Genomic DNA, 24,933 nt, shown 5'->3' with positions numbered 1-24,933 from the left:
TGTTGCGTCCATGTTGCGCAAGATATTGACATTGCGTACTATTTTCCGTATCTATTGTGCCATGCTAGAAGAAGTGGGCAACGGCCCCGGGGCGACCCGGTGGCCGCTTTTCATTTCTGTCGTGCGGAGAACACTCACGCATGAGGTCACAGGCAAACATGACGTTAATTACCCCGGAAGAGCGGATTTCTCAGACGGCAGAGTTGTTGCGGTCGCTTGAGGTGTCCATTCGCAGTTTGCGGCAAGCGGCGGAAGACCTGCGCAAGCAAATTGGTGCCGGGGAGGATGCAGATCTTGCTGGTTCAGCCAAGCAACTCGGGCAGTTAGAGGGGCTGATCCGCAGTTGTCAGAAAGTGGAGACAAGCTTTGTCGAACAACATCACAGACAAGCCGGAATTGCCCAAGGGGGCTATGCGCTCGACCTTGACAGGGCTCGGTTTGAGGTCGGGTGCAGGCTGGCTCGCCTCCGCACCTGTAGCGGTGCAGGATAGATTTCTGAGTGAGATCGGGGAGGGAGGGCTGTTTGCCCTCCCTTTCCTGTTTGAGTTCTGGGCGCTGCCGCATCAATTGCCGCCAGAGGGCGACTGGCGGTCCTGGGTGATCATGGGCGGGCGCGGGGCAGGTAAGACACGGGCTGGGGCCGAATGGGTGCGGTCGATGGTCGAAGGGGCCAAGCCTTTGGATAAAGGCGCGGCCAGTCGCGTGGCCTTGGTCGGTGAAACCTTTGATCAGGTGCGCGACGTGATGATCTTTGGCGATAGCGGGATATTGCAGTGCTCGCCGCCGGATCGGCGGCCGACGTGGAAGGCATCGGAACGCAAGTTGATTTGGCCCAATGGGGCCGAGGCACAGGCGTTTTCGGCGCATGATCCCGAGGGGTTGCGCGGGCCACAATTTGATGCGGCCTGGGTGGATGAACTGGGCTGTGCGGCCATCGACAAGGGCACCAATCAACCAAACAAGTTTCTGGATCCCAAATCGTCTGAATCTCGGCTGCCTGCCTATTCCAACGGCATGCGGGATGATTTCATTCAGGTTCAGTATCTGAGGGCGATGCTGAGCTATTGGGGTGATCCGCAGATCAACCCGACCTCAACGGTCTATGGCGGTCCGATGGTGGATATGTCCAACGCCTATGTCTGGGCCTGGGATGCGCGGCCGTTTCCGGCTTTCCCCAACCAGGGCGCGAAATGGAGCGACGGTGGCAACTATGCGCGCGGTCACTGGCTGAACGGGCGGTCGGGCGCACGCACGCTGGCCTCGGTCGTGACTGAAATCTGCTATGGCGCAGGGGTGACTGATATCGATGTTTCGGGCCTCTATGGCGTTGTGCGCGGCTATGTCATCGAAGACGTGACCAATGCGCGCTCCGCCTTGCAACCACTTATGCTGCGCTATGGGTTCGACGCCATCGAACGTGACGGCGTGTTGCGGTTTCAGATGCGGGATGGCTATGGCGCGGTCGATCTAAACCCAGATCTTCTGGCGGTCAGCCCTGATCTGGATGGCACAGTCGAATACCGCCGCGAGGCCGAAGCCGAGATGACCGGGCGCGTGCGCCTGCGCTTTGTCCAGTCCGATGCGGACCACGATTTCGTCGCCGAAGAGGCAGTGCTGCCCGATGTCAGCACCCATTCCGTTTCGGTCAATGAGATGCCCCTGTCGATGACGCGCGGCGAAGGACGGCAAACTGTCGAACGCTGGCTCAGCGAGGCGTGCGTTTCGCGCGATAGCACCCGGTTTGCGCTGCCCCCTTCGATGATGCATCTGGGGGCTGGGGATGTTGTTCGACTGTCGGGCGAGGCCAAGGGTGCGCTCTACCGGATCGACCGGATGGAGACGGCAGAACTGCAACTGGCAGATGCTATTCGGGTTGAGCCGGGGGTCTATAAGCTGTCGGATATTGATGAGGATCCGGTCTCGGTAAAGCCCTATCTGGCGCCTGTTCCGGTGCTACCGGTCTTTATGGATTTGCCGCTGATTACGGGGGCTGAGGTTCCGCATGCGCCTTATCTGGCTGTGTCGGCTGATCCATGGCCGGGGAATGCGGCGGTCTATAGCTCAGCGACCGATCAGGGCTATACGCTGAGCGATGTGATCACCGCACCTGCGACCATGGGCCGGACTGAGACGCCGCTGCTGCGCGCCAGCACCGGGCTTTGGGACGATGGCCCGGTCCTTCGGGTCAGGTTGATTGAGGGCCAACTCGAATCGCAACCGCGCGAGGCACTGTTGAATGGTTTGAACCTTGCGGCCATTGGTGATGGAACACCCGGAAATTGGGAAGTGTTTCAGTTTTCGAATGCGATGCTGGAAAGCCCCGGTGTTTACGCGCTGTCTGGGCGGCTGCGCGGGCAGTTGGGGACGGATGCCCTGATGCCCGATGCCTGGCCAGACGGGTCGGTTTTTGTGCTGCTGAACGACAGTGTTTCGCAGATCAACCTGCTGAGGACCGAGCGGCGGATAGACAAACACTATCGCATCGGACCCGCGACCCGAGGGTATGACGATCCGTCTTATACGCATCTGGTTCAAGCATTTGAGGGCAATGGGCTTCGACCGTATTCGCCGGCACATCTGGCGGCAAGGGCGGCAACTGATGGTTATGCGATCAACTGGGTACGTCGCACCCGTGTGGACGGCGATGACTGGTCCGGTCTGGACGTACCGCTGGGCGAAGAAACCGAGACGTATCTGGTGCGGGCATTGTCCGGCTCAACGGTTCTGCGCGAAGAGGTGGTGACCCAACCAAGCTGGGCCAATACAGCGGCGATGCAGGCGGCAGATGGGGTGTCCGGGCCGTTCGAAGTAGAAGTTGCTCAGGTTTCAGCCATCTACGGTCCGGGTGCCCTGGCCCGCGTATTGGTCGGGTAGACTGTTCCGATGCGTCCTTTGCTACATGGGGACCTTAGCGCTGCGGCGCGCGCCTTGTTGGCGGTGCCGCAGCCTCAGCGAAAGATTCTATGTTTGAAGATGATCGCCGAAGCGGAACTGGCAGACGCGCATATCAAAGCTTACGGGCGTTTGCATCCGTTGTATGGAAATGGATCGCTGATGGCAGCGGCGCGAAACCGAAAACTTGCGGATGAACCCGGGTTTGATGATGTGCAGTATTGCCAATGTTTTGAACTGGTTCTGCGCCAGCTGGTCCGCTTTCACCTCAGCCAGAGGCGCAGCTGACGCATTTGCTGGCCGCCAGGTCCAGTTTTAGACGGCCATCCGGGATTCGATCGCCGCAATCCTCGCAATATCCGTATTCGCCGTCTTCTAAACGTTGCAACGCCGCTTTGAAGCGGTGCGTTTCGATATCCCGGTTCGTTTGCTGCGCTTTGGCCATCGCCTGATTTTGCAAGGCATCCATGCGGCTGAGGCGTCCGACGGCCTGCTGGTCCAGCTCGACGACAGCCTGTGCTTGCTGTGATGATGCAGAAAGCACTGAAATCTCCTTCAAACGGGCGCGGATCAGGGTGTCGAAATAGCTGCGTTCTGTTTCATTCATTTTTGTTGAAGGGCCGATCACGGGTTTGCGTTTGGTGTTTTTGTCACTAAATGGCATTCTAGGCGCAGCAGAGGATCAAAAGCCATGTTTGAAAATCGCAGCCATATAACGCCGGTCGATCCGGTTTGGACCCGTATCACCTCAGAGGCGACCGAGGCCGTGGAAAAAGAGCCGCTGATGGGCGGGCTCGTCCATGCTTGTGTCTTGCATCACCGCAGTCTTGAGCGGGCTTTGTCCTATCGTATCTCGGCCAAACTGTGTTCGAATGAGATGTCGATGATGGTGCTGCGCGAGATCGTGGATGAGGCTTATGCCGACGATTCCAGCCTGATCGAGGCAGCGCGTGCCGATCTGATGGCCGTCTATGAACGTGATCCAGCCTGCCACCGCCTGTTGCAGCCGATCTTGTACTTCAAAGGCTATCAGGCGATGCAGGCCTATCGCGTGGCGCATTGGCTGTGGCGGAAGGGTCGGCACGATCTGGCCTACTTCTTCCAGATGCGCTCATCCGAGATTTTTGGAATCGATATTCATCCGGCCGCCAGGATCGGCAAGGGGATTATGATCGACCATGCCCATTCGATTGTCATTGGTGAGACTGCGGTTGTCGGTGACAATGTTTCGATGCTGCATTCGGTGACGCTGGGCGGGACCGGCAAAGAAGAAGAACAGCGCCATCCGACTATTGGCGATGGCGTTCTGATCGGGGCCGGGGCTAAGGTTCTGGGCAATATCGAGGTCGGCCATTGCAGCCGCATCGCTGCTGGGTCCGTGGTTTTACAACCTGTGCCATCTTGCAAAACCGTTGCTGGCATACCTGCCAAGATCGTAGGCGAGGCCGGGTGCGATCAACCTTCGATCTCGATGGATCACATGCTGGGCAAAGATCATTAGTTAGATAGTGACAAAAGCAAAAGGCCGCCTCGGGTATCGAAGCGGCCTTTTGCTTTTGATGATCGGCTTGGCTTAGGCCAACATGACCATCGGGTTTTCCAGATTGTCGACAATAGCCTGCAGCAGTTCCGCCCCAAGCGCGCCGTCGATAACGCGGTGATCGACCGACATGGTGACGGACATGACGGTGGCAACGGCCAGTTCTCCGTCATCGCCCACAACCGGTTTCTTGATGCCTGAACCGACCGCAAGAATACCTGCATGCGGCGGGTTCACGATGGCGTCGAAATTGTCGATGCCGAACATGCCGAGGTTTGAGACCGCGAAAGTACCGCCCTGATATTCATGCGGGGCCAGCTTGCGTTCGCGGGCGCGGCCGGCAAGGTCCTTCATCTCGGTCGACAGGGCCGACAGAGACTTGGTGTCGGCGTCCTGTAGCACCGGAGTGAACAGACCGCCTTCGATCGCAACCGCGACGGCAACGTCCGAGGGTTTCAGCTGTAGCACCCGGTCGCCTGCCCAGACGGCGTTGCACGCTGGAACCTGTTGCAGCGCGTTGGCAACGGCTTTGATGATGAAGTCATTGACGCTGAGCTTGACGCCCCGACCTTCGAGTTGCTTGTTCAACTGGCTGCGGAACTTGAGCAGAGCATCCAACTTGATATCGCGGCGCAGGTAGAAATGCGGGATAGTCTGTTTGGCCTCGGACAGGCGTGCAGCAATGGTCTTGCGCATACCGTCCAGTGCGATTTCCTCGTAGTCGCGACCCTCATACATCCGCGCGACCATGTCGGCGGATGGGCCAGTCGGAGCGGCGGCAGCCGGGGCCGTAGCGGCGGCAGGCGCAAGGGCAGCAACCGGAGCCGTCGCAGTAGCGCCTTCCACGTCCGCCTTGACGATACGACCATGGGGGCCAGAGCCGGTGATCTGTGACAGATCCAGACCTTTTTGTGCCGCGATACGACGAGCCAGAGGCGAAGCAAAGATGCGAACGCCATCGGCCTTGACCGGAGCCGCCGGCGCAGGGGCGGGCGCCTCGGACGCCGCTGAGGCGGCGGCCTCGTTGCCCGCTGCGGCTGGCGCCGCCTCAGGAGCCTTGGCAGGCGCAGCGGCGATATCATCAGCGCTTTCGCCATCTTCCAGCAGAACCGCAATCGCGGTGTTGACCTTGACGCCTTCGGAGCCTTCGGGGATCAGAATCTTGCCGATGGTGCCTTCATCAACGGCCTCGAACTCCATCGTGGCCTTGTCGGTTTCGATCTCGGCCAGCAGGTCGCCGGACGATACGGTGTCGCCCTCTTTGACCAGCCATTTGGCAAGCGTGCCTTCCTCCATGGTTGGCGACAGGGCTGGCATCAGAATTTCTGTGGGCATCTGTCTCGCTCCTTACCGGTAGGTCACTTGTTTGACGGCGGCGATCACCTCATCGGTGGTGATCAGGGCCAGCTTTTCGAGGTTCGCCGCATACGGCATCGGAACGTCCTTGCCGGTGCAGTTGATGACGGGCGCGTCGAGATAATCGAACGCTTCCTGCATCACCACCGAACTGATGTAGCTGCCAACCGAACCCTGCGGCCAGCCTTCCTCAACCGTGACCAGACGGTTGGTTTTCATCACCGAGTTGATGATCGCGCCGGTGTCCATCGGGCGGATCGTGCGCAGGTCGATGACCTCGGCGCTGATGCCCTCTTCGGCCAGTCTGTCAGCGGCCTCCAGCGCGTATTGCATGCCGATACCAAAGCTGACGATGGTCACGTCCGAGCCTTCGCGCCAGATGCGCGCCTTGCCCAGTGGGATGCTCAGATCATCCACTTGCGGCATGTCGAACGAGCGGCCGTAAAGGATTTCGTTTTCCAGAAAGATCACCGGGTTGGGATCACGGATTGCTGATTTCAGCAGGCCTTTGGCGTCAGCAGCCGAATAGGGCATGACGACTTTCAGGCCGGGTATCTGCATGTACCATGCCGCATAATCCTGAGAGTGCTGGGCTGCCACACGGGCGGCGGCGCCGTTGGGACCGCGGAACACGATGGGACAGCCCATCTGACCGCCGGACATATAAAGCGTCTTGGCTGCAGAGTTGATGATCTGGTCAATCGCTTGCATGGCGAAGTTGAAGGTCATGAATTCGACGATGGGTTTCAGGCCACCGAAGGCAGAACCAACCGCGATACCAGCAAAGCCATGCTCGGTGATCGGGGTGTCGATCACGCGTTTGGGGCCGAATTCGTCCAGCAGACCTTGGGAGATTTTGTATGCGCCTTGGTATTCGGCAACTTCCTCGCCCATCAGATAGACGTCTTCGTCGCTGCGCATCTCTTCGGCCATCGCATCACGCAAGGCTTCGCGGACGGTTTCGGATTTCATCTCGGCATCGGCGGGCCAGTCAGGAGACAGATCCACCACCGGTGCAGCCGGGGCAGAGGCAGGGGCGGGGGCCTCAACCGCCGCAGGGGCGGCCTCGACCACCGCTGCGGCTGCGGGTGCAGCCGCAGGCAGGGCGGAGGCGTCTTCGCCTTCTTCGACCAGCACTGCGATGGGGGTATTGACCTTGACCCCTTCGGTGCCTTCTTCGATCAGGATTTTGCCGACGATACCTTCATCGACCGCTTCGAACTCCATCGTCGCCTTGTCGGTTTCGATCTCGGCCATGATATCGCCCGAGGATACGGTGTCGCCTTCCTTGACCAGCCATTTGGCCAGCGTGCCCTCTTCCATCGTGGGCGAAAGGGCGGGCATGAGAATTTCGGTTGCCATGTCTTAGTCGTCCTCTCAGGCGTAGATATCTGTCCAGAGCTCTTCAACGGAAGGCTCGGGGCTTTCTTTCGAGAATTCAGCGGCCTGGTTGACGACCTCTTTGATCTCTTTGTCGATCGCTTTCAGGTCATCCTCGGTCGCGTGTTTGCCGGTCAGCAGCAGTTCGCGCACATGTTCGATCGGGTCGCTTTGTTCGCGGACCTTCTGAACTTCTTCACGGGTGCGGTACTTTGCCGGGTCAGACATTGAATGGCCGCGGTAGCGGTAGGTCTTGACCTCAAGGATGTAAGGCCCCTTGCCAGCGCGGCAGTGAGCAACAGCCTTTTCACCCGCTTCCTTGACCGCCAGAACATCCATACCGTTGACCATTTCACCGGGAATGCCAAAGGCCTGACCGCGATGGTAGATATCGGCGGAGGAGGTCGAGCGCGCCTGCGCGGTGCCCATGGCGTATTGGTTGTTCTCGATCACGAACACCACCGGCAGCTCCCAAAGGGCGGCCATGTTGAAGGTTTCGTAAACCTGGCCTTGGTTCGCGGCACCGTCCCCGAAATAGGTGAAGGTCACACCACCGTTCTCTTTGTACTTATCCGCAAAGGCCAGCCCGGCACCCAGCGGGACCTGCGCACCGACAATGCCGTGGCCGCCATAGAAATGCTTCTCTTTCGAGAACATATGCATCGAGCCGCCTTTGCCCTTAGACAAACCGCCCTCGCGCCCGGTCAGTTCGGCCATCACGCCGCCCGGGTCCATGCCGCAGGCCAGCATATGACCGTGATCGCGGTACGAGGTGATCCGCTTGTCACCTTCCTTGGCCGCTGCTTCCAGACCGACAACAACCGCTTCCTGTCCGATATAGAGGTGGCAGAACCCACCGATCAGACCCATTCCATAAAGCTGACCAGCCTTTTCTTCGAATCGGCGGATCAGAAGCATTTCGCGGTAATATGTCTTAAGTTCTTCCGCAGAAACATTTGGTTTCTTTGTGGTTTTTCGCGCAGCCATCGTGGCGACCTCTCCCTTTCGGACAGATAGTTTAGCGTTAAACTATCTCATAAAGCATTTCTGTCTTTCTGGCGAGGGGAAATCTGACGCAGCGTCGCAAGGTGCAGAAACTGGCCGGGGTGCAACCGGTCAGCTAGCCGTAAAAGATAGGATTTTCGACGAAAGCTTGGTCCGCCTTAACGGATCACAATCTCATCTGCGCGGATCATGCCCAGGATCGACCGCGCCTGTTGGTCCAGCAGATCGAGATCCAGATAGGTATCTGACAGGCGACGCGTCAGGTTTTCCATCTCGACGATCTCGGTTTCGAGCTTGGCCAGGTCGCGTGACAGAGCGTCCCGTTCCGCTGCAATCTCGACCCGCCGGAACAGGCCATAGTCGCCCTGCACGGCGGCAAAGGTGAAATAGACACCCAGCATGAAAGCCACCGAGAAGAAAGCAACTGAGCCCAAACCGGGCCGATTGGAACGGGACACTCTGTTTACCGCCGTATGAAAACTTGCCTCAATAACGGGTTCTTTGCGAACCTCTGACAGCACTATGTCACAGGTGATTCGGGTTGTGAATCCCCTGATTCGCAAAATCTTGCGGAAGGGTCAGATTATTCGATCGCCCGCAAAACCGCGTTATTGCTCCAGCGCGGCAACGCCGGGCAGGGTTTTGCCTTCCATCCATTCCAGAAACGCACCGCCTGCTGTCGAGATATACGAGAAATCCGCCGCAGCACCGGATGCGTTCAGGGCGGCAACCGTATCACCCCCACCGGCGACCGAGACCAACTGACCAGACCGCGTCAGCGCGGCCGCTTTCAGTGCGGCTGCGTTTGTGGCCATATCAAACGGTTCCAGTTCAAACGCACCAAGGGGGCCGTTCCAGATTAAGGTTTGGCTTTTTGCGAAGATCTCGGAAATTGCCGCAACGCTATCGGGCCCGGCATCCAGGATCATGCCGTCTTCGGTGCATTGATCAGCAGGCAGCACCTGATGCGGTGCATGAGCCGCGAAGCTTTCAGCGACAACGATGTCAGTGGGCAGAACAATGGTGCAGCCCGAGGTTTCGGCCTTTGCCAATATCTCGGCTGCGGTGTCTTTCATATCGCGCTCAGCCAGCGATTTACCGACATTGATCCCTTGGGCCACAAGAAAGGTGTTGGCCATTCCTCCGCCAATCACCAGATAGTCTACCTTGTCAATCAGGTTGCCCAACAGTTCCAGTTTGGTCGACACTTTCGCGCCGCCCACCACGGCGGTCACAGGGCGTTTGGGGGCGCCCAACGCGCCTTCCAGCGCTTGCAACTCGGCCTGCATAAGACGGCCTGCGCAAGCAGGCAGAAGACGGGCCAGCGCTTCGGTCGAGCTATGGGCACGGTGTGCGGCAGAGAACGCATCATTGCAATAGATGTCACCCAGCTTGGCCATGCCTGCGGCCAGATCAGCGTCATTCTTGGTCTCTGCTGCGTGAAAGCGGGTGTTTTCCAGCAGCAGAACCTGACCGGGTTGCAGGGTGTCTGCGGCCAGTTCGGCCTCGGTACCGAAGCAATCGGCGGCAAACAGGACCGACGTGCCAAAGGCGCTATCCAATGTGGGCACCAGTTGCTTGAGTGACAGATTCTCGCGTCGTTCACCGCCCGGACGCCCGAAATGCGCCAGCAGGATCGGTTTGCCGCCTGCGGCCAGAACATCGCGGACGGTGGGCACGATCCGCTCGATCCGGGTGGCGTCGGTGACAACGCCATCCACGATGGGTACGTTGATGTCCACACGCACCAAGACGCGTTTGCCGTTCAGGTCCATATCGTCCAGCGTTTTCCATCCCATCGTGCATTCCTTCGTGAGTTTGATACCGATTTAGGCGGTTCTTTTCCTTCATTTCGTCGTCAGGTCAATGCGTCACTTGGCTTTCACGCGCCCGGCGCATAGGTATTTGCGCAAGATAAAACGACAGGAGGGCCAGATGGCCGAAATCAAGGATCCCGAAAACACCATCATCATCGAGTTGAAAGACGGCAATGTCGTGATCGAGCTGCTTCCCGATGTGGCCCCTCAGCATTCTGCGCGGATGAAGGAACTGGCCCGTGGTGGTGAGTATGACAACGTGGCGTTCCATCGTGTGATCGACGGCTTCATGGCACAAACCGGCGACGTTCAGCATGGCGATATGGAAGACGGGTTCAACATTCGCATGGCGGGCACTGGCGGTTCATCTCTTCCGAATGTTCCGGCAGAGTTCTCAAAACTGCCGCATGATCGCGGCACATTGGGCGCAGCCCGGTCGCAGAACCCTGACTCGGCAAACTCGCAGTTCTTCATCAACTTTAAGGACAATCACTTCCTGAATGGTCAGTACACCGTCTATGGTCGTGTCATTGAAGGCATGGAACATGTGGACGCCATCGTGCGGGGGGAGCCGCCAATGCAGCCCGATCGCATGATCAGCGTGAAAGTGGCCGCAGATGCGTAAGCTTGCTGTTGCTTTTACCCTGCTGGCAAGCCCGGCGCTGGCCACTGGTTTGCAGATCGAGGTCGAAGGGGAAGGGGCCAACGGCACCATCCTGGTCGACCTGTTCGAAGACGTGGCCCCACAGCATGTCGAGCAGATCACCACTCTGGCCAGCGAAGGCCAATATGATGGCGTGGTGTTCCACCGCGTGATCGACGGGTTCATGGCACAGACCGGCGACGTGCAATATGGCGACCAAAGCGATCAGGCGTTTGACATGCGCTATGCGGGCCGTGGTGGTTCGGATCGCCCGGATGTACCGGCAGAGTTCTCGGATGTCAGCTTTGATCGCGGTGTCGTTGGCATGGCACGGTCGCAGGACCCCAACAGCGCCAACTCGCAATTCTTCATCATGTTCGAACCTGGGCCGTTTCTGAATGGTCAGTACACGGTTGTCGGTCAGGTCACCGAAGGCATGGATGTGGTTGATGCGATCAAGCGCGGTCATCCTGAATCGGGTGCTGTTTCCGGCCAACCGGATGTGATGAAAACCGTCACTGTAACCGAATAAACGTTTCGCCCGGCGCGCCAAAGCGCCGGGTTTATCCTAGTTCAGCTTTTCTGACGCCCGCTGCGTTTTTGTGAATACAACGCGCCTGATCCGGGCCAGCAACCCATTTTCCCTGATATGTTGTTGGTAGGCCCGGTAGGATGGGGCCTGCGACAAGCACCGCTCTTCATGCCAGGCGCGCATGAAGTAAATGAAGTTCACCCCCAGCAGGGCCATGCAATTGGCCACACCGGTCCAGAAATCAACCGCGATGAATGGGATCGAAACCAGCCACCAGCTGATATTCTTGCTGATGTATGAGGGGTGTTTGCTTAAATTATAGGGGAAATCACAGGCCAGCCCGCGATAGGTGAGGTTCGAAAACCTTAACCCCATACGGGCCGCTGTGAGGCAGTATATCCCAAGGAAAAACAGGATCGTGCAGCCCCAGATCGTGTAAAGGACCGGATAGTCCCACAACCACGCACCCCAAGCGAACCCCTCTTGGGTGTAGTTGAAATAGTCCCGCGACAAAACCTGCCAGAAGGGCGCATAGCAGGCCAGGCAGACTAGCCAGCCGCTGACGGTGGTTTCTGTCCAACGGATATGGGACATCAGCAGCCGGGTGGCCGTTGCGTAGCCGATGACAACAACAGTCAGATCAAGGAAGAATGAGAAGCGGAACAGGTACTCATAGACTTGGGGGAAGCTTGTCATCTCCCACAAGGATCGGGACTGAAAAAATGTCCAGTCATAAACCAGATAGCAGAACATTAGTGGCAGAAAGTAACCTTTGACCAACAGGCCCAGCAGATAGACTTTGAGGCCGCGCGTGCGGGTGGATTGCTGTCCAAAGGTCAGAACCACGCGCCCCAGATGCCACATCCCATCCCGCGGATGCCGCATCATGAAATGCACCGAAGTGACAACTGTCAGAACGACGGCCAGTATTAGCCACCAATAGTCGGCGAGCAGCGAAAAGAAGGGCGAATACCAATCCCCGCGATAAAGGTCCGCCGACCAGTAGAACAAGGCAAGCAATCCTGCGCTGGCTGCCAGCCCGACCAGTTTGACCTGAAAATCCTGAATATAGGTCGCATCGCGAAAGTTCCGCGCGTCGAAAACCAGCCCACTGCCGGGCATGCGGTGAAGCTTGGCAAAAGCGAATTCAGACACGACCACCAAGCCAAATACGGTCAGGGCGAACAGCACGGTTTGATCGCGGTCTGAAACGCCGGGCATCTGAGGCCACAGGTAGTGCAGGATCGGGATACTGAAGATCGCAACCAGCCCGGTTGAGGCCGGGATCGCCGATGCGGGACGCTTAAAGCCGGTTTGCGAGGTCATTGAGAGAAACTCTTACACATGCGCAGCGATATTCGCGGCTTTCGGTCGGAATTCAACCGGTCAGTTATCAGGGCGGGAATTCCGACGGAATGTGTGTCTTGTATCAGATCGAACGGCGCGGCCCCTTGGTCGCGCCGTGTACTTTTCGGATTCAATCGTCGGGTGACATCACCTTCCAGATCAATGCACCAACTGCAGCACCAATCAGCGGCGCCACCCAGAACAGCCACAACTGAGCAAGGGCCGGGCCATCGGCAAACAGCGCAACACCGGTCGACCGTGCCGGATTCACCGATGTGTTGGTCACCGGAATCGAGATCAGGTGGATCAGCGTCAGGCACAAACCGATGGCAATCGGGGCAAACCCGGCAGGCGCGCCACTTGAGGTCGCACCCAGGATGACCAGCAGGAAGAACGCGGTCAGCACGATCTCGATCACCAAGGCGGACATCAGGGAATAGCCTTGGGGCGAGGCGTCGCCATATCCGTTCGAGGCAAATCCGCCGACGCCCTCAAAACCGGGCGCGCCACTGACGATCAGATACAGAACGACGGCTGCCGCGATGGCGCCGATGACCTGAGCGACCCAATAGGGCAACAGGTCTTTGGCCGGAAACCGCCCACCGATCATCAGCCCCAGGCTGACCGCCGGGTTAAAATGCCCGCCCGAGATATGGCCAACCGTATAGGCCATGGTCAGTACTGTTAGGCCAAAGGCGAAGGATACACCCAGCCATCCGATGCCCACATCTGCCACACCAGCGGCTAGAACTGCGCTGCCGCATCCGCCCAGAACCAGCCAGAATGTGCCGAAGAACTCGGCCATAAGTTTTGATGACATGAAAACTCCTCCGATAAACCAATGGGTTTGAGTTTAGTCCAGAAAATGCCCTTTGTTAAATTTGCAGGCACGGGGAGATTTCCGTGGAACTTGTCACATGTAACGCGTAGTTCGCTAAGTCCAACTGACTGGGTCCAGATGAAACAGCAGTGAGAGCTGTTCGTAGACCTCGGGCACACTGTCTTTCAGCGCGTTTGGGCGTTCAAAGAACACTTCGACCGAGACCGCGAAAAACTCTTCATGCCCTTCGGCGCCATAGGGATCGATGACAGTGGGCCTTCCGGTTTCAACCGCGTGGACATGGGCATCGTAGGCGGTGACAAAAACGCGCTCCCAATCGGCATAGCTCTGCCCTCGGCTCAGAACGGGTACGCCATCTGTGCCGCCGGACAGATCATCGATTTGATGCGCAAATTCATGAAAGACAACGTTGTGCCCGTCGTGATCATTCATCGCGCCTTGCTGGCTGTGCGCCCAGGATAGGATCACCGGGCCCCGGTTCCAGCTTTCTCCGGTGCGAACGATTTCTTTCTCCGTCACGACGTAGCCGCTGCGCCTGTGTTGGCGGGATTTGAAGGCGTTCGGATAGATCAGAATAGTCGTCAGATTGTCGAACCACATCTCGGTGTTCACAACCAGAAGGCAGGCCTGAGCCGAAATCGAAAGGCGCATCTCTTCCGTGACCTCAAGCCCGTCACAGCCAAAGAAGCGGACCTGATCCTGAAACAGGGTCATCTTGCCGTCCAGCTTGCTGCGCAAATCGGGTGGCAGCCGCCGTACTATTGGCACCATGGTCTCGAGCACCTGACGTTCCGAGGCGGTCAGCGTCGTGGCCAGCAGCCGGGCGCGGGCTTGACTGCGCGACCACAGGTAGAAGGCGATGGCACAGGTGATCAGGGCGACAAGGCTCAGGAAAATCAACATGATCCGACCCTATGCCAGTTCCTGCCCGGCGGGAAACGCAAATCGAGTGCCAAAAGAAAAACGCCGCGGGATCGTCCCACGGCGTTTCAGACATCTGTTTCGCGTCTGGCTTACTGCTTGACATCCGCCGCAGGGTTGCCGCCAGATTTGCCGCTGCGACCGGGGTTCAGCGGATCGTCCTGACGCTGGACCGAACCTTCGAAATGCGCGCCGCTTTCGATGGCGATGGTCTTGTGAATGATGTCGCCTTCGACACGTGCGGTCGATGTCAGGCGCACCTTCAGACCACGCACGCGACCCACGATACGGCCATTGACCACAACGTCATCGGCGGTGACTTCGCCCTTGATGGTCGCGGTTTCACCAATGGTCAACAGATGCGCGCGGATGTCGCCTTCGACAGTGCCCTCAACCTGAATGTCGCCGGTTGTCTTGATGTTGCCCGTGATATGCAGGTCCGAAGACAGAACCGATGCGGGCGGCTTTGGTTTGGGCGCGGTGCTGGCCTTGGTCTCGGATGGGGCAGGGGCCGCCGGGGTCGCCGGAGCAGCAGGTTTCGCCGCCTCAGTTTCCTTGGATGCGGGCTCGTTGATTTTGCTCTTAGAAAACATTTCTCGCAGCCTTGATGTAAGTCATTGGGTTTACAGGTTTACCGTTCACGCGCACTTCATAGTGCAGATGCGTGCCGGTGGACCGTCCGGTGCTACCCATATCAGCAATATGATCCCCGCGCGAGACCCTTTGGCCGACCTTCACGTTGATCTTGGTGTTATGGGCATAAAGTGTCTCAATCCCGAAGGCATGTTTGATCTTCACAAGGCGGCCAAAGCCCGATTGCCAGCCGGCATGGGTGACCACCCCATCGGCCGTCGCAAAGATATCGGTGCCCTGCGGACCTGCAAAATCGACGCCATTATGCATCCGGCGACCGCCGGTTTTTGGATCGCGGCGCGAGCCGAAACCGCTGGTAAAGCGCACGGCGGAATGCACGGGATTGGCAAAAGGCGCTTTTTCGGCAGCCAGACGGTACAGGTTCAACTGATCCATCTGTTGCAGCAGTTTGTTGGCCCGGATTTCGTCAGCCGTCAGCTCTTCATCGCCGCGGCTGCTGAAGGATAAAGGGGTCAGCGGACCGCCCATACCGCTATATCCGCGCCGGACCTCTTCGATGATACGATCTGTTGGCATGCCTGCCTGACGGAACATTTTGTCCAGAGGCTCGACCGAGATCACCATCGCCTCTTCCAATTGGCGGAAGATCTCGTCGCTGCGTTCCTGCATCAGGCGGATTTCAAGTTCCAACTCGTCGCGCTGATCCAGTGCGGTCTGCGCGTCGGCGGCGATCTGGTCGCGTTCTTCGGCGGTGCGTGCCAAAGCGTCGGTCATGAATTCCATCTGCGCCGGGTCGCCGACCGACGCCAGATACATCCCTGTTCCGTCGCTGTCCTTCTTCAGCTCGGTCAGTTCGGTGCGTACCTCTTCGCGCTGTTTCATGGTCGAGCGCAAGGTGGTCTGGATCACCTCGATCCCGGTTTCCAATTCGCGGCGGCGGTTTTCTGAAGCCAGCAGTTCCGATTGCATTGCTGAAATCTGCGCAAGGGCCGCATTGAACCGGTCCTGTGCGGCCAGCGCTTCCTGTGCGCGGGCGTCCCGTTCAGCCGATAATATGTTCAGCCGTTCCTGATAGGTGGCCTGATCGCGTTTCGCCTGTTCTCGGAAGTTGCCTGAACCAATGCTATCCATCAGCAGGATCGCGGTCGACAGGGCGGTCCAGCCAACAATCACTGCAACACCGGCAACGGCAATCACCTGCGTTTCGGAGCTGAGCCGGATAAACCGGGTGTCCTGATCTGATTTAAGAAAAACCCGACGTTCCGGGAAACGGCGTTCAAGCCATGAGTGAAACTTTATTGCCAGACGTGTTCTCACGCGTCTTACCTCTCATCCCCAAGATCGGGACCGGTCGTGGTGCAATCTCCGTCCCTTGGGGGGATTTCATAAAGCGGACCGGGACATCGGGCAAGTTTGCTGACCAATTTGATGCGAAGCTTGCGGAATTACCCCGTGTCATCGGCAGGAATTTGCCGAAATTAACCCCTTCGGATCAATCTGAGACGGTGCCAGGCTGGGGTAAGTCTTCGGTGAGGGGCCAATAGAAATCCGGTGGCAATCCGGCCTCGGCGCGTTTCTCTTCGTTGAAGGGCGGTTTTAGGGCGCCGTGGAAATAACGTCGTACCAACGTGTGGAACACATCCTTGGGGTCTGCATTCTCGCGCCCGCAAAGGAAATGGAACCATTTGGACCCATAGGCCACATGCCCGACCTCTTCTGCGTAGATCACTTCCAGCGAAGCGATGGCCTGATCCGCCTTGGCCTTGCGGAAGATGTCGATCATGCCTGGTGTCACGTCCAGCCCGCGGGCTTCCAGCACCATGGGCACGACGGCCAGACGCCCCATCAGGTCCTCTGCCGTGTCTTCGGCCGCACGCCACATGCCCGCATGGGCGGGCAGGGCGCCGTAAGAGCTGCCCATCTGTTCGAGGCAGTCGCAGACCATTTCAAAATGGCGCGACTCTTCCTCGGCGCATTTCACCCAATCGTCATAGAAACCGATGGGCATAGGGACATGTCCGAACCGGGCGATGATATCCCAATGCAGATCAACCGCGTTCAGTTCGATATGAGCTACGGCGTGCAGCAGGGCGATCCGCCCGGCCTCGGTTCCTGGTTTGCGCTTGGGCACTTCGCGAGGAGACAGCAATTCGGGTTTGTCCGGGCGCGCAGGTTGCAACGGGGGCGTTGTGGTGCCGATCTCGATCGCCTCGGCCTCACCCTTGCGGGCGTCAAACCAGGCCGCGGCGTGGCGTTTCGAAAGGGCGGTTTTTTCTCGCCCATCCGCTGTTGTCAGAACCTCGGTGGCCATCTGGGTCAGTGTTTTTGGCACGGGAACGCTCCGCCTGATAATTGCAGGGCTGCGGCATAAACCGGATGGCCGCCGGGGTCGAGGGGCTTACATCGCCCGAACAGCATCCAGCACGGCATCAACATGGCCGGGCACTTTGACCTTGCGCCAAAGCTGCGCGATGCGGCCTTCGCCGTCGATGATGAATGTGGACCGTTCGATGCCCATTGATTTGCGGCCATACATATTCTTTTCAACCCAAACGCCATAGTCTTCGCAGACGATCGAGTTTTCATCGGACAAAAGCGGCGTCGTCAGCCCGTGCTTGGCGACAAACTTGTCATGTTTGGCAACACTGTCGCGCGAGATGCCAAAAACTTGAGCACCCGCATCGGCAAAGGCCTGAAGGTGTTCCGAGAAACCGATGGATTCCTTGGTGCAGCCCGGCGTATCATCGCGGGGATAGAAAAACAAAACGACGGTTGTGCCACGCAGGTCCGATAGGGTGACTTCGCCGCCTCCGTCACGAGGCAGGGTGAAATCGGGGGCCATGTCTGAAATGTCGGGCATTGGAAACTCCGCAGTAGGGTTTTAAGGGCTGCCCGACATCATAGGGCGATATCAGCGGGTTAAAAGGCGTGGACAGCAATTTAGCGCAGCAGGAACAGCAAGGGGGCGATCCGCCGGAACCTGCCCCGCGTCGCCGCTCGCGCCGCAGGGTTACAGGGCTCTGGGCCATGCGCGGGGCCGTGCTGCTGGTGGTGCTGGCGCTGGTTGCAGGCTTTATGCTGATCGGTCAGCGTGTGCACGCCCCGGCCTGGGTGCGGGATCGGGTCGAAGCGCGGCTGGAGCAAAGCCTTGGCGGGCTGCAGGTTCGGTTTGGCGATGTCAGTTTTATCATCAATGAAGGCTGGCGCCCACGCCTGCGCCTGACCGATGTCAGCATCGCGGATGCGGCAGGCCAGCAAATCGCGCAAGTGTCGGACATGCGGGCGAGCCTGGCCATGCGCCCGCTGCTGCGCGGCAATGTACGTCCCAAGCGCATCTTGCTGAGCGGTGCTCAGATTTCGTTGACGCGGGGGCTGGATGGGGCGCTGACCCTCACGGTCGGCACGGACAGTTCACCGGTTCAGCAGGCCCCCAATCTGGCGCAGCTGATCGAAACCTCGGATGATGTCTTTTTGTCTCCGATGCTCTCAGCGCTGACATCTGTCCGGCTGGATGCGATTACGCTGGACTATCGGGATCTGCGACTGGGTCGGTCCTGGATCATGGATGGCGGGCATATCCAGATCACCCGCAACGACAACGAGATGCGACTGGCAACCGGGTTCTCGGTGCTATCTGGGCGCGATTTTGTCAGCGGGATCGAGGCCAATTACACGAGCGTTCTGGGCACACCCGAGGCGCGGTTCGGGGTCACGATCACGGATCTACCTGCCGAAGATGTCTATGGCCAAAGCCCTGCGCTGGCATGGCTGCAGGTCTTACGCACGCCAATCTCGGGCGCTTTGCGTGGCAGCATCGATGGCGACGGCGCGGTGGGCCCGCTGTTTGCAACGCTCAATCTCGGCGCCGGTGTGGTGCAGCCGACACCTGAAACGCGCCCGGTTCCGTTTGACTCGGCCCGGACCTATTTCACTTATGAGCCCACGCGACAGGAGATCGATTTTAACGAAGTATCGGTTGTCTCGGCTTGGGGGTCGGTGCAGGCCTCCGGTAAGGCCTATTTGCAAGGCGTCGAAAACGGTACGCTCGACAGCCTTGATGCGCAGCTCCGCTTCACCGGCATAGATGCCAACCCGGCGGGGCTGTTCCCCGAGGCATTGAAGCTGCGGCAGGCGGATCTTGATTTCAAAATGACCTTTGCGCCGTTCAAGCTGCGCCTTGGGCAGATAACCGTCGAAGACGGCGAACATCGCGTGCGCGCATCAGGTGAGCTAATCGGCCTTGAGGATGGCTGGTCTGTCGATCTGGACGCTCATCTGGATCGCATGACTTCGGATCAGGTGCTTGGCTATTGGCCTGAACGTCTGGCCCCGAAGCCACGCGAATGGGTCACGAAGAACCTGTATCAGGGCAAGCTCTCGGATATGGATTTCGCGCTGCGCCTGCGACCCGGATCGAAACCGGACCTTTATCTGGATTTCGGGTTCGAAGACGCAACGATCCGGTTTGTCAAAACGCTGCCCCCGATTGAAAACGCGCAAGGACAGGCCATCCTGATAAACAACAGGTTTACCGCGACGGCACAGAGCGGGGTTGTCGTTGCGGATGCAGGTGGCGCGGTGGATGCGTCAGGGACGTCCTTCATTATTCCGGATACGGATATCAAGAAATCCGCCCCGGCCATCGCCCGGATCAAGGCATCGGGCAGTGTGACAGCCGCGCTGTCGCTGCTGGATCGACCGCCGCTGTCTTTGCTGAGCAAAGCCAATTTGCCGGTTGATCTGGCCGGTGGTTCCGTTGCACTGAGTGGCACGTTATCCTTGCCGTTGAAAAAAGAGCTAAAGTTTCAGGACACTCAGTTCCATTTCGATGGCAATCTGGACAACCTAAGCAGCGACCGGCTGGTTCCCGGATTTTCCGTTACCGCTGATACCCTGCGCCTCAGTGGCGATCAAACCGGCGTTCTGATCGCAGGACCGGGCCGGTTTGGCGATGTGCCGATCGAGGCTATCTGGCGGCAACCCATCGATGGCGAAACTGCGCAGCGCAGCGAATTGACCGGTCAGATTGAGCTGTCTCCCAAACTGATGGAAACGCTGAAGGCGGGCCTGCCACGCGGGATGCTGACAGGCAAAGGCACGGCCGATATCACGCTTGGGATCGGTGCGGGGGAACCTCCAAAACTGTCGGCCAGGTCTGATCTGCGGGGTGTTGCGCTCGCCATCCCGGAACTCAGCTGGCGCAAAGCGGCGGGCAGCACCGGAACGCTGAGCGCCGACGCGACCTTGGGGGATCAACTGAGCGTCAACAGCTTGCAACTGGATGCGGCGGGGTTGCGGGCCAATGGTGCGATTTCCTTCCGCGAAGACGGGGCGTTTGATCGCGTCAGCTTTAGCTCGTTTGACTTAGGCGATTGGCTGGCCGTCCCGGCGGTGCTGATCGGGCGCGAGACGGGGCCGCCCGATATTCGCGTGTTGGGGGGCGTGCTGAACCTGGGCCGCGCGCAATTCGGCGCGAGCAACGGGGCCGAAGGCGGTTCAGGCCAGGGTTCACAGGTGGATGTCACGCTGGATCGGTTGCAGGTCACCGAAACCGTGGCGTTGACCGGATTTAAGGGGGTGTTTCAAACCACCGGCGGGGTCAATGGACGCTTTCGGGCGCGCGTGAACGGGGACGCTGCGGTTCAGGGGCAGGTGACGCCGCGCGGCAATCGCAGCGCTGTGAGCCTGACCTCTGACGACGCAGGGGCCGTTTTGCGCGCTGCCGGGGTGCTGACGCAAGCAAAGGGGGGCGAGCTGAACCTGCAACTTGAGCCGGTGACCGCGCCCGACAGCTATGACGTAATCCTCAAGATCGTGAACACTCGCATCACCGACGCCCCGGCCATGGCGGCGCTGCTGAATGCTATCAGCCTTGTTGGCCTGCTGGATGAGATGGCGGGGCAGGGCATCTTCTTCTCATCCATCGACAGCCGGATGCGGCTGACACCGACCGAAATCAAAGTGCTAAGCGGCAGCGCCGTCGGCCCGTCCATGGGGCTGTCTTTTGACGGCATCATTGACACGGTGAACGGCAGGCTGAATTTGCGGGGTGCAATCTCACCGATCTATCTGGTGAATGCCATCGGCAGCGTGTTGACCCGCAAGGGTGAGGGGATCATCGGTTTCAACTACTCTCTCACCGGCCCACTAAGCGCGCCGAAAGTGTCAGTGAACCCGTTGTCCGGATTGGCCCCGTTGTTCCTGCGCAATCTGTTGCGTCCGCCGGCACCCACCGTGTCGGACGGGCCGAATGCGCAGCGCCAGAAACCGGATGAGCCAATGCGGACCTTTGGATCGCCGCCTCGGGACAACTGATCCGGGATATGGCCGAATCTGTCCTGGCCTTGTAAGGCGCCGCCATGAAACTCAGCGATTTTGATTTCCACCTGCCCGAAGACCTGATTGCCACACGGCCCGCCATTCCGCGATCTTCAGCGCGTTTGCTGATCGCGCAAGGGGATGTCGTCACTGATAGCCATGTCTTCGATCTGCCCGATTGGCTGCAGCCCGGCGATCGCCTTGTACTGAACGACACACGGGTGATCCCGGCGCGGTTGAGCGGTCGCAGGCATCGTGACAGTGCGCAGGGTCCAGTCTCTGCCGCGATCGAAGCAACCTTGCTGGAGCCGCAGTCAGATGGCTGCTGGACCGCGTTGGTCAAACCTTTGAAAAAGGTGAAACCAGGAGAGGAGATTGTCTTTTCAGATGATCTGTCAGCGGTGTTGGATCGGGTTGAGGATGGTCAAGCCTGTCTGCGGTTCAACCTGACAGGCGATGACTTCGACGCGGCTTTGGAACAGGCGGGTGCGATGCCACTGCCGCCTTACATTGCCGCCAAACGCCCGGCGGATGAGCAGGACAAAACCGACTACCAGACCATCTGGGCCCAAAACGCGGGTGCCGTGGCCGCACCAACCGCCTCACTGCACTTTGATGACGCGCTGATGCAGGCTTTGACCGTGCGCGGTGTCACCTTCAGCCATGTGACATTGCATGTGGGCGCAGGTACGTTTCTGCCGGTAAAGGTCGAGGACGTGACCACCCACAAAATGCATGCGGAATGGGGCAGGGTCAGCCCCGAAGCCGCTGCTGAGATCAGGGCGACCAAAGCCGCAGGCGGACGCGTTATCCCGGTGGGCACCACAGCCCTGCGTCTGATCGAAAGCGCCGCGCGCGGCGGACAGATCGCAGCCTGGGAAGGTGAGACCGACATCTTCATTTATCCCGGTTTCAAGTTCCATGTGACTGACGCACTCATGACCAATTTCCACCTGCCTAAATCAACGTTGTTGATGTTGGTTTCTGCGTTGATGGGGCAGGACCGCATGCGTCGGGTTTATGATCATGCAATCGCTCGGAGTTACCGTTTTTTCTCTTATGGGGATTCGTCGCTTTTGATCCCGTGAGGGCCGCGTTTCAGACGGCAAGCGACAGGAATGTCGTAGACAAGCGCGACTGTGGTGGTTTTTGATTCCACCAACGAATCCAATATCTGATCGGCATTTCATCGGAGGCCCCAATGTTTCAGGTCCTGTCCAGCGCTTGGGCGCTGTTGCTCGGAATGGGGTTGCTGATGATCGGCAATGGCCTGCAGGGCACGATCCTGGGTGTGCGAGGCGAGATCGAAGGGTTCTCGACGCTTGAGATGTCTTTTGTAATGTCCGCCTATTTTGTGGGCTTTCTGGGTGGATCGCGTCTGGCACCCGAGATGATCCGCCGTGTTGGCCATGTGCGGGTCTTTGCGGCGTTGGCCTCGTTCATCTCGGCGGTCATGATCATGTATCCGATGCTGACCGACCCGATTGCGTGGGTGCTGGGCCGCGTTGTGATCGGGTTCTGTTTCTCGGGCGTGTATGTGACCGCCGAAAGCTGGTTGAACAACGCGGCCAGTAATGAAAACCGCGGTCAGGCTCTGTCTCTATATATGATCGTTCAGATGACCGGCATCATCAGTGCGCAAGGTCTGGTTCTGCTCGGGGATCCGGCTGGTTATCAGACCTTTGTCATTGCCTCGATTTTGGTTTCCATCTCTTTTGCCCCGATTTTGCTGTCGATCTCGCCAACGCCTGCGTTTGATTCAACAAAGCCGATGACATTGCGCGAGTTGCTGGATAAATCACCCCTGGCCTGTGTAGGCATGTTCCTGTTGGGCGGCGTGTTTTCGGCCCAGTTTGGCATGTCGGCGGTTTACGGCGCGCGGGCCGGTTTGTCGCTGTTCGAAATCTCGACCTTTGTGGCCTCGTTTTATGTGGGCGCGGTTGTCTTCCAATACCCGCTCGGCTGGTTCTCGGATCGGATGGACCGCCGCCTGCTGATCACGCTGGTTTCGGTCGCTGGCGGAGTAGGTGCCGCGGTCGGCATGATCTATGGCGTGACCTATCCTATTCTGCTGGGCTCGGCCTTTGTCATAGGTGGGCTGTCAAACCCGCTCTATTCACTACTGATCGCACATGCGAATGATTTTCTGGAACATGAAGACATGGCCGCCGCGTCCGGCGGACTGGTGTTCATCAACGGCTTGGGCGCTGTTACAGGCCCGCTGATCACCGGTTGGCTGATGGGCGATGACGTCTTTGGCCCGCAGGGCTTTTTCCTGTTCCTTGCTGCTTTGCTGTTCATGACCGCGATCTATGCGCTCTACCGGACCACGCAACGCCCGACTGTTCCTGTCGACGAGACCGGTTCGATGTCGCCGCTTTATCCCACAGCCTCGCCCGTGGCGTTTGAAGTTGCACAAGAAGTTGCCATCGAAGCCGCCGAAGCCGAACAGGATGCGCAAGAAACGGCTTAGGACACGAAAATATGTCGCAAATGTTGCAATATTTTACTGTCACAAATCTGTAAAATGGCCATAAATGACGTTACGTCCCTGGGGAGGGCACAAGACGGAGTTAAGGGCAATGGTAGGGCCTGAAGACGTACTGAGTTTTTGGTTAGATGAAGTTGGTCCAGATGGCTGGTATCTGCAGGATGACGCCTTGGACGCAAAAATCCGCGACCGCTTCCTGAAGACATGGGAAGCATCGAGCGAAGGCAAGTTCTCGCTTTGGCTGACTTATCCCAGCGGTTCCTTGGCATACATCATTCTGACCGACCAGTTTCCACGCAACATGTTCCGGGGCAGTGCCCGGGCCTTTTCAACCGATCGGGCAGCGCTGGCCGCAGCCAAATGCGCGGTAGATAAAGGCTGGGACCTTAAGATCGACGAACCGGCGCGGCAGTTCTTCTATCTGCCGATGATGCATTCGGAAAACCTGTGTGATCAGGAACGCTGTGTCCGCCTGATTTGCCAGAACCTTAGCGGCGACCCAAGCAATCTGCTGCACGCGCGCGCCCATCGCGAGGTGATCCGCAAATTTGGTCGCTTCCCTTATCGGAACGAGGCTTTGTCGCGCCACTCCACCGAACATGAAATGGCATATGTCAGCATGGGCGGCTACGGCTCGACGGTGCGGGAGTTGCAGGCCGGGGGTTAATCCTCGGGCACGCATCCGCGAATGGCCAGAACCTTCTCGGCGATCACATCGCCTGCGGTGGTGATGGCCGTCTCTACCAACACATCAGGTTCTTCGGCCAGGTCGGAGAACCGGGTCTGAGCAGATTTCAAATTGTCTTCAATCGCGTCCAAACGGTTCAGGGTCGCGGAAATACGCTGCACGGTGGCTGTATCCAATGCGCTGCCATCCGTTGGCAGAGCCGCCAGTTCGCTGCGCAGGGCTGCAAGCTCTCCGCGAATGCCCTGCGCTTCGTCGCGCAGTGGCGCAACGATTTGAGTGACATCCGAAAAATTCGCCGAGATGTTTTCCACACTCGAAGCCAGCTTCCAGCCCAGGAACAGGCAAAGTGCCACCAGGATTAGGGTGGCATTGAGCAGTGCGAGCAAAAGATCTTTCAATGTTTTGGCCATGGTAAGCCTTTCGAATAAACTGGGGTTGAGACTGTGAAACCGCCCAAGGCTCTTCTGTTCTAGCCTTTGGGCAGTCCCGGGTATAGGCTGAAAACAGCGCCTTTCCGCTGCTGGTTCTCCGCGTCGCTTTTGTCGCGGATGTGCTGTGTTGATGCGCT

24 protein-coding genes are annotated in these 24,933 nt (G+C 58.6%); 10 read left to right on the top strand and 14 right to left on the bottom strand.

Features of this window, described 5'->3' with window-relative positions; all coding sequences use genetic code 11:
* Nucleotides 1–158 precede the first annotated feature (158 nt).
* From AC2FFE_RS08305 to AC2FFE_RS08295, 3 genes are read left to right on the top strand one after another with little or no spacing between them, the layout of a single operon-like run.
* Nucleotides 159–491 (top strand): hypothetical protein, encoded by a 333-nt coding sequence (locus AC2FFE_RS08305; protein ID WP_496846385.1) that lies wholly within the window; start codon nt 159–161, stop codon nt 489–491.
* Nucleotides 412–2,874 (top strand): phage tail protein, encoded by a 2,463-nt coding sequence (locus AC2FFE_RS08300; RefSeq protein WP_496846384.1) that lies wholly within the window; start codon nt 412–414, stop codon nt 2,872–2,874. The genes AC2FFE_RS08305 and AC2FFE_RS08300 overlap by 80 nt, the downstream gene beginning before the upstream one ends.
* Nucleotides 2,875–2,883: 9 nt before the next feature.
* Nucleotides 2,884–3,180, top strand: coding sequence for a DUF7742 family protein (locus tag AC2FFE_RS08295; RefSeq protein WP_496817429.1), 297 nt, complete (start codon nt 2,884–2,886; stop codon nt 3,178–3,180).
* Here AC2FFE_RS08295 and AC2FFE_RS08290 read toward each other — a convergent pair.
* On the bottom strand, nt 3,161–3,499 hold the full coding sequence (locus AC2FFE_RS08290; protein WP_496846383.1) for a TraR/DksA family transcriptional regulator: 339 nt from the start codon (nt 3,497–3,499) through the stop codon (nt 3,161–3,163). The genes AC2FFE_RS08295 and AC2FFE_RS08290 overlap by 20 nt on opposite strands.
* Before the next feature lie 84 nt (nt 3,500–3,583).
* On the opposite strand from AC2FFE_RS08290, the gene cysE reads away from it, so the two are divergent.
* Nucleotides 3,584–4,393 (top strand): serine O-acetyltransferase, encoded by an 810-nt coding sequence (gene cysE, locus AC2FFE_RS08285; RefSeq protein WP_496846382.1) that lies wholly within the window; start codon nt 3,584–3,586, stop codon nt 4,391–4,393.
* Nucleotides 4,394–4,465: 72 nt separating this feature from the next.
* Here cysE and AC2FFE_RS08280 read toward each other — a convergent pair whose 3' ends face one another.
* From AC2FFE_RS08280 to AC2FFE_RS08260, 5 genes are all read right to left on the bottom strand, one after another.
* Entirely contained in the window at nt 4,466–5,767 is a 1,302-nt protein-coding gene (locus AC2FFE_RS08280) for a pyruvate dehydrogenase complex dihydrolipoamide acetyltransferase (RefSeq protein WP_496846381.1), read from the bottom strand.
* Nucleotides 5,768–5,779: 12 nt separating this feature from the next.
* Complete coding sequence (locus tag AC2FFE_RS08275) at nt 5,780–7,150, bottom strand: pyruvate dehydrogenase complex E1 component subunit beta (protein WP_496817433.1); 1,371 nt, start codon at nt 7,148–7,150, stop codon at nt 5,780–5,782.
* 15 nt (nt 7,151–7,165) lie between these two features.
* A complete protein-coding gene (gene pdhA, locus AC2FFE_RS08270; RefSeq protein WP_480826800.1) occupies nt 7,166–8,155 on the bottom strand; it encodes a pyruvate dehydrogenase (acetyl-transferring) E1 component subunit alpha in 990 nt (329 codons plus the stop codon).
* A 176-nt stretch (nt 8,156–8,331) separates the two neighbouring features.
* On the bottom strand, nt 8,332–8,631 hold the full coding sequence (locus AC2FFE_RS08265) for an FtsB family cell division protein (protein WP_170530568.1): 300 nt from the start codon (nt 8,629–8,631) through the stop codon (nt 8,332–8,334).
* A 150-nt stretch (nt 8,632–8,781) separates the two neighbouring features.
* Entirely contained in the window at nt 8,782–9,972 is a 1,191-nt protein-coding gene (locus tag AC2FFE_RS08260) for a phosphoglycerate kinase (protein WP_496846380.1), read from the bottom strand.
* A gap of 136 nt (nt 9,973–10,108) precedes the next feature.
* On the opposite strand from AC2FFE_RS08260, the gene AC2FFE_RS08255 reads away from it, so the two are divergent.
* Both AC2FFE_RS08255 and AC2FFE_RS08250 read left to right on the top strand, forming a co-directional pair.
* Entirely contained in the window at nt 10,109–10,615 is a 507-nt protein-coding gene (locus AC2FFE_RS08255; protein ID WP_496817435.1) for a peptidylprolyl isomerase, read from the top strand.
* A complete protein-coding gene (locus AC2FFE_RS08250) occupies nt 10,608–11,165 on the top strand; it encodes a peptidylprolyl isomerase (protein ID WP_496846379.1) in 558 nt (185 codons plus the stop codon). Before AC2FFE_RS08255 ends, AC2FFE_RS08250 begins: the two co-directional genes overlap by 8 nt.
* Before the next feature lie 36 nt (nt 11,166–11,201).
* Here the strand turns inward: AC2FFE_RS08250 and AC2FFE_RS08245 are convergent, their stop codons facing one another.
* The 7 genes from AC2FFE_RS08245 to AC2FFE_RS08215 form a co-directional block, all read right to left on the bottom strand.
* Nucleotides 11,202–12,491 carry a hypothetical protein gene (locus AC2FFE_RS08245; protein WP_496846378.1) on the bottom strand — a complete coding sequence of 430 codons (1,290 nt, stop codon included), beginning with the start codon at nt 12,489–12,491 and terminating at the stop codon, nt 11,202–11,204.
* A gap of 151 nt (nt 12,492–12,642) precedes the next feature.
* A complete protein-coding gene (gene aqpZ / locus AC2FFE_RS08240) occupies nt 12,643–13,332 on the bottom strand; it encodes an aquaporin Z (protein ID WP_496817438.1) in 690 nt (229 codons plus the stop codon).
* A 114-nt stretch (nt 13,333–13,446) separates the two neighbouring features.
* A complete protein-coding gene (locus AC2FFE_RS08235) occupies nt 13,447–14,256 on the bottom strand; it encodes a M90 family metallopeptidase (RefSeq protein WP_496817439.1) in 810 nt (269 codons plus the stop codon).
* 110 nt (nt 14,257–14,366) lie between these two features.
* Nucleotides 14,367–14,867 carry a bactofilin family protein gene (locus AC2FFE_RS08230; RefSeq protein ID WP_480497582.1) on the bottom strand — a complete coding sequence of 167 codons (501 nt, stop codon included), beginning with the start codon at nt 14,865–14,867 and terminating at the stop codon, nt 14,367–14,369.
* Nucleotides 14,857–16,185 carry a DUF5930 domain-containing protein gene (locus AC2FFE_RS08225; protein ID WP_496817440.1) on the bottom strand — a complete coding sequence of 443 codons (1,329 nt, stop codon included), beginning with the start codon at nt 16,183–16,185 and terminating at the stop codon, nt 14,857–14,859. The genes AC2FFE_RS08230 and AC2FFE_RS08225 overlap by 11 nt, the downstream gene beginning before the upstream one ends.
* Before the next feature lie 175 nt (nt 16,186–16,360).
* Nucleotides 16,361–17,179 carry a ferritin-like domain-containing protein gene (locus AC2FFE_RS08220; RefSeq protein ID WP_496817724.1) on the bottom strand — a complete coding sequence of 273 codons (819 nt, stop codon included), beginning with the start codon at nt 17,177–17,179 and terminating at the stop codon, nt 16,361–16,363.
* Between the two features lie 87 nt (nt 17,180–17,266).
* A complete protein-coding gene (locus AC2FFE_RS08215; RefSeq protein ID WP_496817441.1) occupies nt 17,267–17,728 on the bottom strand; it encodes a peroxiredoxin in 462 nt (153 codons plus the stop codon).
* Nucleotides 17,729–17,796: 68 nt separating this feature from the next.
* Here AC2FFE_RS08215 and AC2FFE_RS08210 point away from each other — a divergent pair, with 68 nt between their 5' ends.
* The 4 genes from AC2FFE_RS08210 (at nt 17,797) to AC2FFE_RS08195 (ending at nt 24,344) form a co-directional block, all read left to right on the top strand.
* Nucleotides 17,797–21,183 (top strand): YhdP family protein, encoded by a 3,387-nt coding sequence (locus tag AC2FFE_RS08210; RefSeq protein WP_496846377.1) that lies wholly within the window; start codon nt 17,797–17,799, stop codon nt 21,181–21,183.
* Nucleotides 21,184–21,227: 44 nt separating this feature from the next.
* Nucleotides 21,228–22,274, top strand: a complete 1,047-nt coding sequence (queA, locus tag AC2FFE_RS08205) for a tRNA preQ1(34) S-adenosylmethionine ribosyltransferase-isomerase QueA (RefSeq protein WP_496817443.1) — start codon at nt 21,228–21,230, stop codon at nt 22,272–22,274.
* A 113-nt stretch (nt 22,275–22,387) separates the two neighbouring features.
* Nucleotides 22,388–23,659 carry an MFS transporter gene (locus tag AC2FFE_RS08200; protein WP_496817444.1) on the top strand — a complete coding sequence of 424 codons (1,272 nt, stop codon included), beginning with the start codon at nt 22,388–22,390 and terminating at the stop codon, nt 23,657–23,659.
* Nucleotides 23,660–23,768: 109 nt separating this feature from the next.
* Entirely contained in the window at nt 23,769–24,344 is a 576-nt protein-coding gene (locus tag AC2FFE_RS08195) for a DUF924 family protein (protein ID WP_496817445.1), read from the top strand.
* On the opposite strand, the gene AC2FFE_RS08190 is transcribed toward AC2FFE_RS08195, so the two are convergent.
* A complete protein-coding gene (locus AC2FFE_RS08190; RefSeq protein WP_496834330.1) occupies nt 24,341–24,775 on the bottom strand; it encodes a hypothetical protein in 435 nt (144 codons plus the stop codon). The genes AC2FFE_RS08195 and AC2FFE_RS08190 overlap by 4 nt on opposite strands.
* Nucleotides 24,776–24,933: the final 158 nt, after the last annotated feature.

This window comes from Ruegeria sp. YTSA168 (assembly GCF_059610045.1).
This window is presented reverse-complemented; position numbering and strand designations above follow the sequence as displayed.